This window comes from Micromonospora sp. NPDC050200 (assembly GCF_040656135.1).
In the GTDB taxonomy this organism is placed as follows: domain Bacteria; phylum Actinomycetota; class Actinomycetes; order Mycobacteriales; family Micromonosporaceae; genus Micromonospora.
Window position 1 is genome coordinate 16,984 of sequence record NZ_JBFALG010000038.1, and the last position, 13,892, is coordinate 30,875.

Annotated in this window: 15 protein-coding genes and 1 pseudogene; 9 read left to right on the top strand and 7 right to left on the bottom strand. The window is 72.2% G+C overall.

Annotated features, from left to right (window positions below):
- Window positions 1-19 precede the first annotated feature (19 nt).
- Both AB0I41_RS23220 and AB0I41_RS23225 read right to left on the bottom strand, forming a co-directional pair.
- Window positions 20-1,147 carry a PP2C family protein-serine/threonine phosphatase gene (locus AB0I41_RS23220; protein ID WP_357111127.1) on the bottom strand — a complete coding sequence of 376 codons (1,128 nt, stop codon included), beginning with the start codon at window positions 1,145-1,147 and terminating at the stop codon, window positions 20-22.
- A gap of 88 nt (window positions 1,148-1,235) precedes the next feature.
- On the bottom strand, window positions 1,236-1,856 hold the full coding sequence (locus AB0I41_RS23225) for a septal ring lytic transglycosylase RlpA family protein (protein ID WP_357111129.1): 621 nt from the start codon (window positions 1,854-1,856) through the stop codon (window positions 1,236-1,238).
- A gap of 186 nt (window positions 1,857-2,042) precedes the next feature.
- Between AB0I41_RS23225 and AB0I41_RS23230 the strand changes: the two genes are divergently transcribed.
- Window positions 2,043-2,594 (top strand): phosphoribosyltransferase, encoded by a 552-nt coding sequence (locus AB0I41_RS23230; RefSeq protein WP_357111131.1) that lies wholly within the window; start codon window positions 2,043-2,045, stop codon window positions 2,592-2,594.
- 33 nt (window positions 2,595-2,627) lie between these two features.
- Window positions 2,628-3,659, top strand: a complete 1,032-nt coding sequence (locus AB0I41_RS23235; RefSeq protein WP_357111133.1) for a hypothetical protein — start codon at window positions 2,628-2,630, stop codon at window positions 3,657-3,659.
- Here the strand turns inward: AB0I41_RS23235 and AB0I41_RS23240 are convergent.
- The gene (locus AB0I41_RS23240; RefSeq protein ID WP_357111136.1) at window positions 3,647-4,183 is read right to left on the bottom strand and encodes an alpha/beta hydrolase; all 537 of its coding nucleotides are present in this window, start codon (window positions 4,181-4,183) and stop codon (window positions 3,647-3,649) included. The genes AB0I41_RS23235 and AB0I41_RS23240 overlap by 13 nt on opposite strands.
- Before the next feature lie 86 nt (window positions 4,184-4,269).
- Here AB0I41_RS23240 and AB0I41_RS23245 point away from each other — a divergent pair, with 86 nt between their 5' ends.
- The gene (locus AB0I41_RS23245; protein ID WP_357111139.1) at window positions 4,270-4,701 is read left to right on the top strand and encodes an ASCH domain-containing protein; all 432 of its coding nucleotides are present in this window, start codon (window positions 4,270-4,272) and stop codon (window positions 4,699-4,701) included.
- Window positions 4,702-4,710: 9 nt separating this feature from the next.
- Here AB0I41_RS23245 and AB0I41_RS23250 read toward each other — a convergent pair whose 3' ends face one another.
- A complete protein-coding gene (locus AB0I41_RS23250; RefSeq protein ID WP_357111141.1) occupies window positions 4,711-5,649 on the bottom strand; it encodes an LLM class flavin-dependent oxidoreductase in 939 nt (312 codons plus the stop codon).
- A 34-nt stretch (window positions 5,650-5,683) separates the two neighbouring features.
- On the opposite strand from AB0I41_RS23250, the gene AB0I41_RS23255 reads away from it, so the two are divergent.
- Both AB0I41_RS23255 and AB0I41_RS23260 read left to right on the top strand, forming a co-directional pair.
- Window positions 5,684-6,004 (top strand): helix-turn-helix transcriptional regulator, encoded by a 321-nt coding sequence (locus tag AB0I41_RS23255; RefSeq protein WP_357111253.1) that lies wholly within the window; start codon window positions 5,684-5,686, stop codon window positions 6,002-6,004.
- Between the two features lie 107 nt (window positions 6,005-6,111).
- Window positions 6,112-7,215 carry a hypothetical protein gene (locus tag AB0I41_RS23260; RefSeq protein WP_357111144.1) on the top strand — a complete coding sequence of 368 codons (1,104 nt, stop codon included), beginning with the start codon at window positions 6,112-6,114 and terminating at the stop codon, window positions 7,213-7,215.
- A gap of 8 nt (window positions 7,216-7,223) precedes the next feature.
- Here AB0I41_RS23260 and AB0I41_RS23265 read toward each other — a convergent pair whose 3' ends face one another.
- Together AB0I41_RS23265 and AB0I41_RS23270 are read right to left on the bottom strand one after the other, a co-directional pair.
- Window positions 7,224-7,376: a hypothetical protein gene (locus AB0I41_RS23265; protein WP_357111259.1), complete on the bottom strand. Its 153-nt coding sequence runs from the start codon at window positions 7,374-7,376 to the stop codon at window positions 7,224-7,226.
- A gap of 97 nt (window positions 7,377-7,473) precedes the next feature.
- Window positions 7,474-7,866 (bottom strand): annotated as a pseudogene (locus AB0I41_RS23270) (NUDIX domain-containing protein); the annotation flags it as partial.
- Between the two features lie 82 nt (window positions 7,867-7,948).
- Between AB0I41_RS23270 and AB0I41_RS23275 the strand changes: the two are divergent.
- On the top strand, window positions 7,949-8,677 hold the full coding sequence (locus tag AB0I41_RS23275) for a DUF981 domain-containing protein (protein WP_357111147.1): 729 nt from the start codon (window positions 7,949-7,951) through the stop codon (window positions 8,675-8,677).
- A gap of 111 nt (window positions 8,678-8,788) precedes the next feature.
- On the opposite strand, the gene AB0I41_RS23280 is transcribed toward AB0I41_RS23275, so the two are convergent.
- The gene (locus AB0I41_RS23280; RefSeq protein WP_357111149.1) at window positions 8,789-10,171 is read right to left on the bottom strand and encodes a hypothetical protein; all 1,383 of its coding nucleotides are present in this window, start codon (window positions 10,169-10,171) and stop codon (window positions 8,789-8,791) included.
- A gap of 329 nt (window positions 10,172-10,500) precedes the next feature.
- On the opposite strand from AB0I41_RS23280, the gene AB0I41_RS23285 reads away from it, so the two are divergent.
- From AB0I41_RS23285 to AB0I41_RS23295, 3 genes are all read left to right on the top strand, one after another.
- Window positions 10,501-11,742, top strand: a complete 1,242-nt coding sequence (locus tag AB0I41_RS23285; RefSeq protein ID WP_357111151.1) for a sensor domain-containing protein — start codon at window positions 10,501-10,503, stop codon at window positions 11,740-11,742.
- Window positions 11,730-12,362 carry a response regulator transcription factor gene (locus AB0I41_RS23290; RefSeq protein ID WP_357111154.1) on the top strand — a complete coding sequence of 211 codons (633 nt, stop codon included), beginning with the start codon at window positions 11,730-11,732 and terminating at the stop codon, window positions 12,360-12,362. Before AB0I41_RS23285 ends, AB0I41_RS23290 begins: the two co-directional genes overlap by 13 nt.
- A gap of 141 nt (window positions 12,363-12,503) precedes the next feature.
- Window positions 12,504-13,385, top strand: a complete 882-nt coding sequence (locus tag AB0I41_RS23295; protein WP_357111157.1) for a trypsin-like serine protease — start codon at window positions 12,504-12,506, stop codon at window positions 13,383-13,385.
- The last annotated feature ends 507 nt before the right edge of the window (window positions 13,386-13,892 follow it).

Here is a 13,892-nt window from a genome sequence, read left to right on the forward strand (position 1 = left end):
GGGCGTGCTGGCCGCCTTCTCAGGCCTCCGCCGCGCCGACCTCCCAGCTCGGCACCGGTACGGTCGCCCCGCTGCGCGGGCCGGTGTACTCCATCAGCACCAGGGCGATGTCGTCGTCCAGCCGGCCGTGCACCCACTCCACCAGCGCGGTCTCCAGCGAGGCGAGCCCGTCGCCGACCGTACCGTGCCCGAGCAGCCGCCAGGCCCGGTCGGCGGTCGGGAAGAACTCCCCGTCGCGGCGGGCCTCACCGAGCCCGTCGGTGAAGAGCAGCAGCCGGTCGCCGGGCTCCAGCCGTTCCACCCGGGGCCGGACCACCGGCATGAAGCCCAGCGGCGGGGCCGGCGCGGGCGGCTCCAGCGGGATCACCGCGCCCCGGCGCAGCAGCAGCGGTGACGGGTGGCCGCAGTTGACGATGGTCAGCGTGCCCCCGCGCTCCTCCACCACCGCCGCCGTGACGAAGTCCTCGTCGCCCACGTTGCGGGCCACCGCCCGGTCCAGGTCGGCCACCACCGCGCGCAGGTCGGCCCGCTCGTACGCGACGTGCCGGTACGACCCCAGCACGATGCTCGCCAGGCGGACCGCGTCCAGCCCCTTGCCCCGGACGTCTCCGATGATCATCCGGACGCCGTACGGCGTGTCGATCGCCTCGTAGAGGTCGCCGCCGATCTCGGCGGTGGCCGTCGAGGAGATGTACCGGGCGGCCACCGCGAGGGTGCCCACCTGCGGGCCGAGCGGCCGAAGCACCGCCTGCTGGGCGACCGACGCCAGCTTGGACAGCTCGGCGATCTGCTCGGCCTGCCGCTGCCGCAGCGCCGCCACCGCCGCCGCGACCCCGCTGGCGAAGGCGATGCCGGCGAGGTCGACCGCGGTGACCAGCGACGCGGTCGGCTCGGCCAGCGCGAAGCTGGCCCCGAGCACCACCGCGACCAGGCCGATCCCGAGCACCACCTGCCAGGAGGCGAACGCGGCGGCCAGGAGGGGGGCGGCCATCATCAGCGCCACGTAGTGCGCCTCCCGGCCGTCGGCCAGCTCCGCCGCCGAGATGATCGCGAGCAGGCCGAGGGCCGCGCCGACGCCGGCGCGGGATCCGGGACTCAGCGGGCCGCGGCCCGACTGGAAGGCATGCGTGCGTACGAGGGACAGCATGCCTGATGGACGTGGACCGGTGAATGAACCTGACCTCTCGATTGAGGGTGTTCCGACCGGCCGGGCGGTCACGGCGAGCCGATCGCCGTCAGCCGAGGACCTCGTACTTCACCGTCAGCTCACCCAGGCTCACCGAGGCGATGGTCTCGAACGCGGCGCGGGACAGGTCGAGGCAGCGCCCCTCGATGAACGGGCCACGGTCGTTGATGCGGACGGTCACCGACTTGCCGTTGTCCGGGTTGGTGACCCGGACCCTGGTGTTGAACGGCAGCGTCTTGTGCGCGGCGGTCAGCTCGTCCGGGTTGAAGGTCTCACCGTTGGCCGTCAGCTGCCCCTCGTCGTAGAAGGACGCGCCGCAGGAGCCGCTGTCCACCACGATGCTCTTCGGGGCGGCCTTCTTCGTTGTCGCGCTCGGCTTCGGGGTGGCGGTGCGGGTCCTGGCCCGGGAGGCCGCCTGGGGGGACCGGGTGGCCTTCGGGCTGGCCGTGACGGTCGGCGACGGGCTGGCGGTCGGGGACGGCGAGGTGGTCGCGCTGGGGCTGACCGCGCCGGGCACGGTGTCGGCGACGACAGGGGTCGCCGCCTCGCCCGAGGTGAGCTGCACGGCCCCGACGGTGCCGCCGACGGCGAGCACGACGCCCACGGCGGCGGTGGCGGCGATGCCGGCCGGCGAGGAGAACCTGCGGGTACGGGAGTGCCTACCAGCCACCGGACCGGTCCTTTCGTCAGCTGAACAAACCGGGTCGGACCGTAACGAGAGAAGCACTTCCAAAGTCAACGTGATCATGGCGGTATGCGCGGAATTGCAGTGATACGTGTAGCCGATCATCCGAGGTCGCGGGGGCCGGACGGGCCAGCACCGTCCACGGTGGCAGTGGTGGGCGAGGATGGGCGAATGGCCGATGAGCTGCGCCGACGGTTGACCGAGTTGTTCCGCTGGGTCGACCCGGGGCCGGGCAGCAGGCATCTGGTCAGCGACACCTCCGGCTGGTGGCGCGACCCGCAGGTGCTGGCCGGGCTCGGGCCGGCCCTCGTCGCGCCGTTCCGGGACGCCCGGCCGACCGTCGTGGTGGCCCCGGCCGTCACCGGGCTGATCCTCGGCCCGCTCGCCGCCACCGCCCTCGGCGTGGGGTTCGTGCCCGCGCACAAGCCGGGGGACGGACGGCTGCCGGCCGGGCCGCTGACCTGGGCCCGGAGCGAGCCCGACTTCCGCGACCGGCAGGTCGACCTGGCCGTGGTGGACCGGCGCCTCGGACCGGACGACCGGGTGCTGGCGGTGGACGACTGGGTGGCCACCGGCGCGCAACTGCGGGCGATCCGGGAGATCTGCGCCGCCCGGGGCGCCACCTGGCTCGGCGCCGCCGCGGTGGTGCGGGACTGCCCGCCCGAGGTGACCCGGGAGCTTCGCCTGCACGGGCTGCTCGACGCCGCCCGGCTGCACGCTTGACCTCAAGCTCGCTTCAGGTCCGAAGATCGGCGGATGGACCACGGCATCCTGGACGAGGCGTACCGACGGCTGCACCGCACCGGCCCCGAGTTCGAGGGCTGGCTCTCCAACCACGGGCCGATGGCGGTCGAGGCCCTGGTCCCGCACGGCCACGACCGGAGCGTGCACCGCTGGCTGGACGACTACCTGCGCGGGCTCGACGAACTGCCGCGCGGCCGGCGGCGAATCGAGGACTGGCGGGAGGCGCTCGGCGACCCGAAACGCGCCGGGGACTGGCTCGCCCACTTCGACCGGGAGCTGCGCGAACACCCCTGGCCCGAGGTGCTGGGCACCTGGTGGCCACGGCTGCTGCCCGGCATCGCGGCCAGCGCGACCCACGGCGTCATCCGGGTAGGTCACGCCGTCCGGGCGCTGCGGGAGGACGGATCCAGCCCGGACCGGGTGACCGAGCTGGGCCAGGCCCTCGGCTACTGGGCGGCCCGCTGGCAGCCGGTGCCGGGCGTCCGCCTTGACGCGCCGTCCCGTCCCGACGGCCCGGACGTCGCTGCCGCGCTGGACGGGCTGCCCCGGATCGCGGATCGCACCGGCGGCATCCGGGAACGGCTGGTGCGGCTGAAGGACGTACCCGAGTGGTCGCAGGCGGTGGCGGCGCCGCACCCGGCGCGGACGCCGGCCGACGCGGAACGGGGGCTGGTCGCGCTGGTCCACCGGGCCGCGCTGGACTACCTGCGGTACGGGCACGCGAACGCGGTGATGCTGGTGCACGCGGTGACCGCGCCCACGGCGGTGCTGCGGACCCTGCCGGCGCTCGACCCGGCGCTCTGGGCGCCGAGCCTCACCGCGGCCTGGTCGGCCACGGCGGCGGTGACCGCGGTGTACGCCCCACCGCACGGCACGTCCACGCCGATCGTCACGCCCGGCACCCCGGCGGAGGTCTTCGCCCGGGCCGCCAGGCACGGCGACGCGCACGTGGTCAAGCTGGCCGACGCCGTCCTCGACGCGCACGCGGCGACCGGCGACGAACGGGTGCTGGCCGCCGCCGGCTACGCCGGTCAGCTGATCTGAAGAAACTTCTCGACGGCGGTGCAGACCCGGCCCAGCACCTCGGCCGAGCGGGCCAGCGGACCGGGCACCAGCATCCCGTGGTCGGCGTCCGGGATCTCCAGCACGTGCGGGGTGAGCCGGCGCGCCGCGTCGCCGTCCCAGGTGGAATCGGCGGTGCCGCCGACCAGCAGGAACGGCGCGCTGGCCCGACCCAGCGCGGCGACCACCTCGGGCCGGTGCAGCAGCGGGGTCAGCCAGACCGCGGGCAGCTCCCGGTCGGCGGCGAGCGGGGCGGCCAGCGAACCGAGCGACTTGCCGACCAGCAGGTCGGTCCGCTCTCCCAGCGCCTGCTCCACCTGCCCGACGACCCACTGGACGGCGGCGGCCGGGCCGTCCCGGTCGGGGGCGAACCGCTCCGGCACGTCCCAGGTGATCTCGTGGACGTTGAAGCCCGTCCGCCGCAGCGCCTCGCCGAGGTACGCGAAGAGCGGATAGCGGGTGTCGTAGCCTCGGCCGGGGATGAGCACCGCGCGCCGGTCAGCCATGGTCGATCTCCTTCCGCCCGCCCTCACCGTAGCCGCCGGCGCCGATTCTCCACCACGGGAAATCGGCGCTGGGTAACGTCGGCAGGATGTGGCCTCGGATCGGTGGACTGCGCACGCTCGCCCTCGGCACCCCCGGGCAGGTGCGGACCAACCTCAACACGCTGGTGCTGGCCGGGGTGAAGACGGCGACCGCCACGCTGCTCACCGAGTACGCCGAGGAGGGTGAGGAGTTGGAGCACGTCGGCGAACGGCTCGTCCTGCTGGACGACGCCGACGCGCTCGCCGGGATCGTCGAGGTCACCGGCGTCGAGCTGGTTCGCTTCGCCGACGTCCCGTGGGACTTCGCCCGCGCCGAGGGGGAGGGCGACCGCTCGATCGAGGAGTGGCGGGAGGGGCACGCCGCCTACTGGGCGCGCGTCGGCACCCCGGTCAGCGACGACACCGAGATCGCCTGCCTGCGGTTCCGGCTGGTCTCCGGGGGCGACGGCGGCGTCGCCACCGGCGACCTGGGGGTGTGACGAGCCCGGTCAGGCCCCGCGCAGCTCGGGCAGCAGACGGGTGGCGACGTCCACCAGGACGGCCTCGTCACCGGCGTACCAGCTGCTGGCCCGGGGCCAGTGCGTGATCACGTCGGTGAAGCCGAGCGCCGCCGCCCGGGCCACCTGCTCGGCGAAGAAGTCGGCGCTGCTCAGCGAGAAGGCCGGCGCCGAGTCCAGCGACAGGTAGCGGTCCAGGGTGGCCGGGTCCCGGCCGGCGGTGGCCAGCGTCTGGTCGAGCCGGGCACTGAGCTCCCGTAGCCCGTCCCACCAGCTCGTCAGGTCGTCGCCACCGGTGCCGGTGGTGACCCAGCCCTGACCGAAGCGGGCCACCAACCGCATCGACCGGGGACCGTTCGCGGCCACCACGAACGGCACCCGGGGCTGCTGCACGCAGCCCGGGTTGTTCCGGGCGTCCACCGCGGCGAACCAGTCGCCCCGCCAGGTGGCGCCGTCCTCCCGCAGTACCAGGTCGAGCAGTTCGGTGAACTCGGCGAAGCGGTCCACCCGCTGCCGGGGCGGCAGGGCCTCGCCGCCCAGCACCGCGGAGTCGAAGCCGATGCCGCCCGCGCCGAGGCCGAGCAGCACCCGGCCGGCGGAGACGTCGTCGAGGGCGGTGACCTGCCGGGCGAAGGCCGCCGGATGCCGGAAGTTCGGCGAGGCGACCAGCGTGCCGAGCCGGATCCGGGAGGTCACCGTCGCGGCGGCGGTCAGGGTGGCCATGGAGTCGAACCAGGGTCCGTCGACCAGGTCGCGCCAGCCCAGGTGGTCGTACGTCCAGGCGTGGTCGAAGCCCCACTCGTCCGCCTGGCGCCAGCGGCGCTGCGACTCCGACCAGCGCTGGTCGGGAAGGATCACGATGCCAATCCGCATGATCGCCAGGGTACGGCCCGACGCCGCCGACGCCGCCCGGGACGCCTGGTCATACATCGATCATCTGTATATGATCCGGCTCATGGCGGCGATGCGTGAACCGACGTTCCTGATCCTCACCACGCTCGCCGGCGGTCCCCGGCACGGCTACGGCATCGTCCAGGACGTCGCCGTCCTGTCCGAGCAGCGGGTGACCCTGCTCCCCGGCACCCTCTACACCGCGCTGGACCGGCTGACCGCCGAGGGCCTGGTGGCGCCCGACCGGGAGGAGACCGTGGACGGCCGGCGACGCCGCTACTTCCGGCTCACCTCCGACGGGCACGCCGCACTCCGGGTCGAGGCCACCCGGCTGCGCCAGCTCGCCACCGCCGCCGAGGCCAGGCTTCGCGCGTTCCGCCCCGGCACCGCCTGACCCGCCACCCACCCGACCGACGCGGCACCACCCCCGCCATCCCGCGAGCGGGCGGACGCACACCTCGCACCGCCTGAGACGAGACCGAGCCCCCCGGAAGGAAGGCCATGGCACCGACCGGCGACCCGCTCGCGCGCCGCTACCGCCGCCTGCTGCGCTGCTACCCGCGCGCCTACCGGCAGGAGCGCGGCGACGAGATGCTGTCCCTGCTGCTCGACACCGCGCCGCCCGGACAGACCAGGCCACGGCTCCGGGAGGCCGTCGACCTGATCCGCAACGGGATGCGCTGCCGACTCGGCCGACCGGCGAGCAGCACCGTCGTCGCCTGGGCGGCGCTGGCCGCGGTCGTCTGCGGGCTCTTCAGCGCGGCGCTCTCCGCCCGGATCGCCTGGGAGACCGCCGAGCTGCTGCCGGGCCGCGCCGAGACCGGGGAGGTCTTCCGGACCGTGCTGCCCGACCGCGAACCCGACGGGGTCACCACCCCGTCGACGTTCTTCGGGTACTACACCCAGCCGATGACCATGCAGGCCCTGGACAACCTGCTCCTCGGTGACGGCGGTGAGTACCAGCAGACCGCCACCGACGCGTGGGCCGCCGGTCCGCCGGCCGCTCCGCCCGAGGAGACGGTGGCGGTGGCCCAGCGCCGGCTCCGGGAGAGCGGCTGGCACCTGGACAAGGTGACGGCAGATACCTCCGACAGCTGCGCCGACAAGCTCTGCGCCTCCGTCGTGCCGGTCACCCACACCACGGTCGACGCCAGCCGGGGGGACACCCTCCTCACCGTCACGGTCAACTCGAACCCCGAGCCCGAGTCCCCGTACCTGTCGATCACCCTGCGCCGCACCACGCCACCGCTGGTCCTCCCCGCCGCGATCGGCGGCGGGCTGCTCGGCGGGCTGGCCGGCTGGCTGGTCTTCGGTTGGGCCAGCCGGCGCACCGAGGCGTCACACCCGGCCCGGGCGGTGGTGAAGGTCCTCTTCGGGGTGACGCTCCTCCTGTGGTGGCTACCGGTGCTGGTGTCCGTGCCGGCGCTGGCGAGCCACCACCGTGGCGAGCCGCATCCGCAGTGGCATCCGCTGTGGGAGTGGCTGGGCCAGCCGACCTTCTCGCTGTTCTTCCTGGTCGGGTCGGTGAGCGCGCTGCTCGGGATCGCCCTGGCCACTCTGCCCCGGCCGGACGCCGACCGGTTGTCGACGCTCGCCAGCGGCTGACCGTCCGGTCAGCCCGCCACCAGTTTGGTCAGCATCCGGGGCAGGTGCGGGTCGAGGGTGCGCGGGTCCGCCGCCGCCACCTCGGCCGGCGTCCACCACCGGACGGCCTGGAACTCGCCCGGGTCGGGGGCGAGCGACTGGTCGCGGCGGCCCTCCAGCAACGTACCAGAGGCTCACGTCGACGTGCCGCTCCTCCGGCGGGCCGACCGTCGGCGTGACGGTGACGAAGAGCGGCCGTTCACCCAGATCCGCCGGGAAGACCGCCGGCACGCCCAACTCCTCGACCACCTCCCGGCGTACGGTCTGCACCGGGTGTTCCCCGGGCTCGACATGGCCGCCGGTGGGCAGCCACCGCCCGGCCTTGAGATGGCCGACCGGGAGGACGCCGCCGTCGGTGGCGTCCCGCAGCAGGAAGTACGCGACCAGGTGCGGCGACGGGGTGCGGGGCTTCGCCCGGCGGAAGACGTCGCCGGTCGCCGCGAGCCAGTCGAGGCACTCCGCGCGGTGCGCCGCCTCCAGGTCGTCGAACGGCGTGATCGACTCGACCAACGCCCGGATCTCGCCCAGCACCCGCATGCCGTGCATCCTGCCAGTCACCGCCGTTGACTTCTGCCGCCGTTGTCCGCGATTTCCGCCGTGGCGTTTCTGCATCCCGATCAGGGGAACTCGCCGTGCCGCTCGGTCGGTGCGGCCGGGTCGACCCGCGCTGGGAGCGCCAACGGAGGGAGGGGCAATGCCTGAGGTATTGGCCCAGCAGGACCTGAAGATCGACTGGGCGCAGATGCCCACCTACAACACCATCATGGCACTCACCGCGGGCGTCGGCCTGCTGCTCGTCGTGGCCCTCGGTTGGCAGATCCTGACGGGCAGGCCGATCGCCGCCGAAGGGTGGTCCATCGCCTTCGGGATCCTGGGTGCAATCCTCACCGTCACAGGTCTGCACATGACGCTGACCTGGCCGCTGGCGCCCGGGGGCTTCGCCTTCGACAACATCATCTTCGGTGAGCCGTCCCTGGGCTTCGGGGTGCTGATGCTCGGCGCGGCGATCATCCTGTGGCGGCGGGGACAACTCTTCGCGGAGGCATCGCTGGAGAATGGCGGCCTGCGGACGGAGCAGGTGCGGCGGTTGCTCTGGCCGGTTTCGATCTTTGTGTTCGCGCTCGGCCTGGCCTGTTTCGGCATCGCGGCGGCCGGCTGGACGTACACGCTCTTCGCGGCGCCACCCCAGGAGCCGATCTCGGGGGCGTTCGCGGAGTACCCGGTGATCGAGGCCACCTTCATCTCCGGCCTGTACGTCCTGGTGGGGATCGGCTCAGTTCTCGCCCCGTTCGCCCTGCTCAAGCTGAACCGCGTGCTGCTGGGGATCATCGGCGTGGCGTGGGCCATCGCCGGTGTCGTCTTCACCCTCTTCGGAGCGTTGAACTACTTCACCCACATCGGGCTGATCGTCAACACGATGTGAGGGAGAGACGAATTCGGCAACTGCTACCGGCTGGCCGGCTGCCCTCGGCTCCGCGGGAAGCGATGGTTGGGCCGTCGTCCTGGACGATGCGGTGGTGGAGGACGCAGGCGGTTACGGGATGAGCAGGCCCCAGTAGGTCGCCCAGGGTAGGAACAGCAGGCCGGCGACAACGAGCAGGCTGAGCCGGACCTGGTCGCCGCGGCTGAGGTCGTGACGGTGACGTCGCCACGACAGTGCGGCGGCGGCGGTGGCCACGACGGTGCCGACGGCGAGGGACTGCAGGCCGAGCCAGGGCACAGGGCGGCCGATCGCAACGGGTCCGATGACGTTTGCGGCGGTGGCCATCACGAAGAAGACGTATATGAGCGCACCCGCCGTGGTCGCCAAGCCGGTGGCGGCCAGCCAGCGCGCCGAACGCCGTACCAGCGGGGCACCGCGGCGGCCGCGGATACGCCGTACGGCGGCGGTCAGCGGGTAGCCGGCGAAGGCCACCAGGAACACGATCAGGATGACGAGTTGGATCCAGGGGGACTCGTACCAGGCGAGCGACGTGAGTCTGGGGGCGGGTGCGTCCTGAGCCGGAGCCTCGGAGTTCGGGCTGGGCGGGGTGTGGGGCAGATTCTCGATCCAGGACGTCTCGTAACTGCCGTACGTGGTGGGGAGGCTGTCGAGCCGGTCGAAGCCGCCGTTGGCCGTCAGGTGCAGGTTGTGCCGTACGCCGGGGACGAAGCGGATCGTGTGGTGGGTGTTGCCGCCGTTCTCCAGTGCCCGCCGGATGATCTGGCTGCTCTCCCGTGGGAGGGCTTCGCGGTCGAGTTCGCCCCACTGCGCGAGTACCGGCTGGTACACCGCCTGCCAGGCCGGTGCCGGTTCGAAGTCGGCCTCCGGGAACAGGCCCGCGCCGATCGTCATCCGCACCGCGTTCACCCGCATCGTGCGCAGTAACGACCCGGACACGCCGGCGTGCCGGAGGTACTCGCCGTACCCCCACGCCGTCTGCGCGCCGGGGGTGACACCGACCGCGCCGACAGTGATCAGGAACTTCACATCGGTGGAGCGGCGCGCGGCGAGCGGCGCGACAAAGGCACCCTCCGACAGTGCCCACAGACCAAGCCGGGTCGGGTCGACATCAGCGCGGGACCGGAGCAGTCGCAGGCCGGCGAGCGCGTCGTCGGCCAGCACCGAGTAGTCGCGGTGCAGCAAGGAGTAGCCCACGGTCCGCTTGTCGTAGATGAGTGTCACGACGCCGCGCCGGGCGAATGCTTCGGCGTCCGCGTACAGCTCCTGCCGGCCTCGATTGCCCGCCCCCTCAATCAGCACCATCGCTGGCCGGCGCGGTGTCGTCGGCGCCGGTGCCAGGACGGTGCCGTGCAGGACCACGCCGCCGTTGCCGGAGAAGGACACCTCCGTGCTGGTCACGCCGTTCGGGGCGGCGTGTGCGGGAGCGGTCGGAAGGACGAGCACCGCAGCAGCGAGGGCTGCCAGAGCTGCCACGATCCGCGGCAACCACCCAGAACCGCCCGGTCCAGCGGCGCCGCATTCGCCGGTTCTACGTGTTGCCCTGACCTGGGCCACCGCATGCTGCATGGGTCCGTCCCCTTCAGATCGTCTGGCCCGCCCGACGGGCCGCCAGCCACGGGGATCAGGTTCGTCTGCTCGCGGGACACGGCCCAGGGCCGTTGCACCTCAGGTCGTAGGGGTGCAGGCACCTGGACGTATCGGGGTACCTGGCTCGTCGCCGCCGAGCGGCACGAAATCTAGGGTTGATCTCGTTCGGAGACGCTTGAGCTGCCGTGTGCGTCACGGCTGGAAGGATCGTGACCATGCGACGGAGGATCGCGCACGGGGCACGGGAGCTCGGCCAACTGCTGGCCGGGGCGGCCATCGGGTTGCCCGCACCGCTCCTACTGTTCCTGATGGCGGCCTCGGTGCCGGCGAGCCTTGCGGCAGGTCTGGGCGTCCTGCTCTTCGTCGCCGCGGTATGGCTGACTCGCCGCCTGGCCGATCTGCAGCGCCGCCGGGTCGCGGCGGTGCTGGGCGAGCCGGTCACCTCCCCTTACCTGCCGTTGCCCGCAGGCGTACCGGCCCGAGCCCGCACCTTGATCGGCGACCTGGCCACCTGGCGCGACCTGACCTGGCTGGTATGCCAGTTCGTGCTGAGCGTGATCGGTGTGACGCTGGGACTGGGACTGTGGTTGGCGGCCGCGGAGTGCCTGGCCGCGCCGTTGCTTCGGGCTCTGCTGCCTTCCCAGACCGTCTTCGACCCCGCAGTGCTGGAGATCACCGGAAGGTCCGGCCCGCTCGCGTGGGCGCTGGTGCCGGTCGGCGCCGGGCTGGCAGGGCTGGCCTACCGCACGCCGCGACATCTCATCGCCGGTCAGGCGCGGCTCGCGGCCGTGCTGCTCGGGCCCACGTCCGCCGCCAGGTTGTCCGCGCGGGTGAACCAGCTGACCACCACCCGGGCCGCCGCCGTTGATGCCTCCGCCGCCGAACTCCGCCGGGTCGAACGGGATCTGCATGACGGGGCGCAGGTACGCCTCATCGCCGTGACCATGAATCTCGGCATGGCCGAGGACGTCATCGACGCGAATCCGGCCGGTGCCAAGGCGCTGGTGGCCGAGGCGAAGGCCAGCGCGAGCGCGGCCCTGACGGAACTGCGCGACCTGGTGCGCGGCATTCATCCGCCGGTGCTGGCCGACCGGGGGCTGGCGGGGGCGGTGCAAGCTCTGACGCTGACCAGCAACCTCCCGGTCGAGCTGGATCTTCGGCTTGACCGACGCCTGAGCGCGCCGGTGGAGTCCGCGGCATATTTCGTCATAGCCGAGTCGTTGGCCAACGCGATCCGGCACAGCGGCGCCGGTGGTGTCCAGATCGCCATCGCCGACAGTGGTCCGGCACTGCGCATCAGCGTGCGCGACGACGGACACGGCGGAGCCGATCCATCCCGCGGCAGCGGACTGCGGGGCATCCAACGTCGGCTGTCCGCCTTCGACGGAACCCTCCGCATCGCCAGCCCGCCGGGCGGGCCTACCGTGCTGGACATGGAGTTGTCGTGCGTGTCCTGATCGCCGAGGATCAACTGCTGCTGCGCGACGGGTTGACCCGGATGCTGACCGCGTACGGCTTCGACGTCGTGGCCGCCGTCGATGACGGCGTGCAGCTCGCCGAGGCGCTCGTCTCAACCCGGCCCGACGTCGCCGTGGTCGACGTGCGCCTACCACCCACCTTCACCGACGAAGGACTGCGCGCCGCCATCGCCGCCCGCCGCGAGGTGCCCGGCCTGCCCGTCCTGGCCCTCTCCCAGTACGTCGAACGGCTGTACGCCCGTGAGCTGCTCTCCGACCGCTCCGGGGCGGTCGGATACCTCCTCAAGGACCGGGTCGGTGACGTACGGCAGTTCGTCGACGCGATCCGCCAGGTCGCCACCGGCGGCACGGTCATGGACCCAGAGGTCGTCGCGCAACTGCTGCACCAGCGCGACACCCTGACCAGCCTCACCCCACGAGAACGAGATGTGCTTCGTCTGATGGCCGAGGGCCACTCCAACGCCGCCATCGCCGCAGACATGGTCATCACCGAGAAGTCGGTCAGCAACCACATCAACACGCTCTTCGCCAAACTCGGCCTACCACCATCGAGCAGCCACCACCGCCGCGTACTCGCCGTTCTGGCCTACCTCGATTAGTAGACCCGGGTCAGCGGGCGCGTGAGGACGCTGCTCAGGAAGCCACCCGCGCACCGATCAGCTCACGACTGCCGATGTCTTCCAATCACACAGCCGATGTGGTCAGCTACTGGCACACCCACGTCCCTCACTGGAGGAGATTTGCGTCGTCGAACCGCACTTGCCGCACTGACCGCCACCGCCACCGCGGCGCTGCTCAGCGTCGCCGCCCCCGCCTCGGCGATCAATTCATACAACGCGCAGCCTGCCCCTGAGCGCGCCGAGGTCGGAGCGCTCGTCGTGCAGTACGACCGCGACGGCAATCCCGCCACGCCGGACGTCGTCCGGTGGAGCTGCTCGGGCACGATGATCTCGGCGGACGTCTTCCTCACGGCCGCCCACTGCACCGCCAACCGGCCCACCGGCACCAAGTTCTACGTCTCGCTCGCTCAGGACGTACAGGGCTCGATCAACGCCTCGAACACGCTCGGTGGGACGCCGGAGCAGATCGCGGGACGAGTGGGTGTCGAGGGCACCGCCCACTCCGACCCGGCATACCCGGGCAACTCGGCTGACTCCCACGACATCGCGGTCATCAAGTTGGCAGGGGCGCAGACCACGGAGCTCGCGAAGCGCTGGCCCTTCACGCCGGCCACCCTGCCGAGCGCCAACCAGCTCTCCGGGCTCGGTTCGCGCGCGCTCGACGCCGCACACTGGCAGGTCATGGGGTACGGCACGCAGGAGGCCCTGAACCAGCCTGGTGGCCAGACCCACCCGGGTGGTGGCGTACGGATGAAGGGGACGCTCGACTTCGACGCGCTCAACAAGACGTGGGTGCGCCTGGCGATGAACGAGAGCCGGGGCCTCGGCGGCGCCTGCTACGGCGACTCCGGCGGCCCGAACTTCGCCACCCTCGACGGCAAGCGCGTACTCGCCGGCACCACGATCACCGGTGACGGCCCCTGCTACGCCACCAACGTGGCGTACCGGATGGACAGTGCCAGCGCCCGGGCCTTCCTCGGGCAGTACGTCACCCTGCCGTAACCAGCGATGATGACGGCCGGTCGGGGATGTCCCCGACCGGCCGTCGTTCTTCACGCCGCGATGCCCAGGTGCACCTGCGACCAAGCGGCGGCTCGGCGGGGACGAGCGCCCGCGACTTCAGCGGATGCGAAAAGTCCCCGACCTCGCCGTTGTGACTGACCGGGGCTCGAAGGCCCTGGTTGGGACTGTCGTCCTGGCCAGGGCCTTTCGCGTGGAGCGGGTGACGGTAATCGAACCCGCACTGTCAGCTTGGGAATTGGACAACATCCGGTCAACCTGCGGCGTGGCCCCTGTTCGCTTTGGTCCTGGGCGGCCTGGCTTGGCCCCTGGTGGCACCCGCTTGTGGCCCGTGGATGGCCCGGCAGCTTCGACTGTCGTTGACGGAACTGGCTCAGCGACGGTTACGAGATCGGCGGACCGCCCAGACGCCGCCAACGATCGCCGCAGCAGTCGGCAAGAGGCAGCAGATCGTCAGGACCAACAAGTGCCACGGCTTGAGAGCTCCCA

What these genes read in the sequence shown, in the direction of transcription:
- AB0I41_RS23220 (WP_357111127.1), bottom strand. Translation starts at nt 1,147, where the DNA reads ATGCTGTCCCTCGTACGCACGCATGCCTTCCAGTCGGGCCGCGGCCCG.
- AB0I41_RS23230 (WP_357111131.1), top strand. Translation starts at nt 2,043, where the DNA reads ATGGCCGATGAGCTGCGCCGACGGTTGACCGAGTTGTTCCGCTGGGTC.
- AB0I41_RS23235 (WP_357111133.1), top strand. Translation starts at nt 2,628, where the DNA reads ATGGACCACGGCATCCTGGACGAGGCGTACCGACGGCTGCACCGCACC.
- AB0I41_RS23240 (WP_357111136.1), bottom strand. Translation starts at nt 4,183, where the DNA reads ATGGCTGACCGGCGCGCGGTGCTCATCCCCGGCCGAGGCTACGACACC.
- AB0I41_RS23245 (WP_357111139.1), top strand. Translation starts at nt 4,270, where the DNA reads ATGTGGCCTCGGATCGGTGGACTGCGCACGCTCGCCCTCGGCACCCCC.
- AB0I41_RS23250 (WP_357111141.1), bottom strand. Translation starts at nt 5,649, where the DNA reads ATGTATGACCAGGCGTCCCGGGCGGCGTCGGCGGCGTCGGGCCGTACC.
- AB0I41_RS23255 (WP_357111253.1), top strand. Translation starts at nt 5,684, where the DNA reads ATGCGTGAACCGACGTTCCTGATCCTCACCACGCTCGCCGGCGGTCCC.
- AB0I41_RS23260 (WP_357111144.1), top strand. Translation starts at nt 6,112, where the DNA reads ATGGCACCGACCGGCGACCCGCTCGCGCGCCGCTACCGCCGCCTGCTG.
- AB0I41_RS23275 (WP_357111147.1), top strand. Translation starts at nt 7,949, where the DNA reads ATGCCTGAGGTATTGGCCCAGCAGGACCTGAAGATCGACTGGGCGCAG.
- AB0I41_RS23285 (WP_357111151.1), top strand. Translation starts at nt 10,501, where the DNA reads ATGCGACGGAGGATCGCGCACGGGGCACGGGAGCTCGGCCAACTGCTG.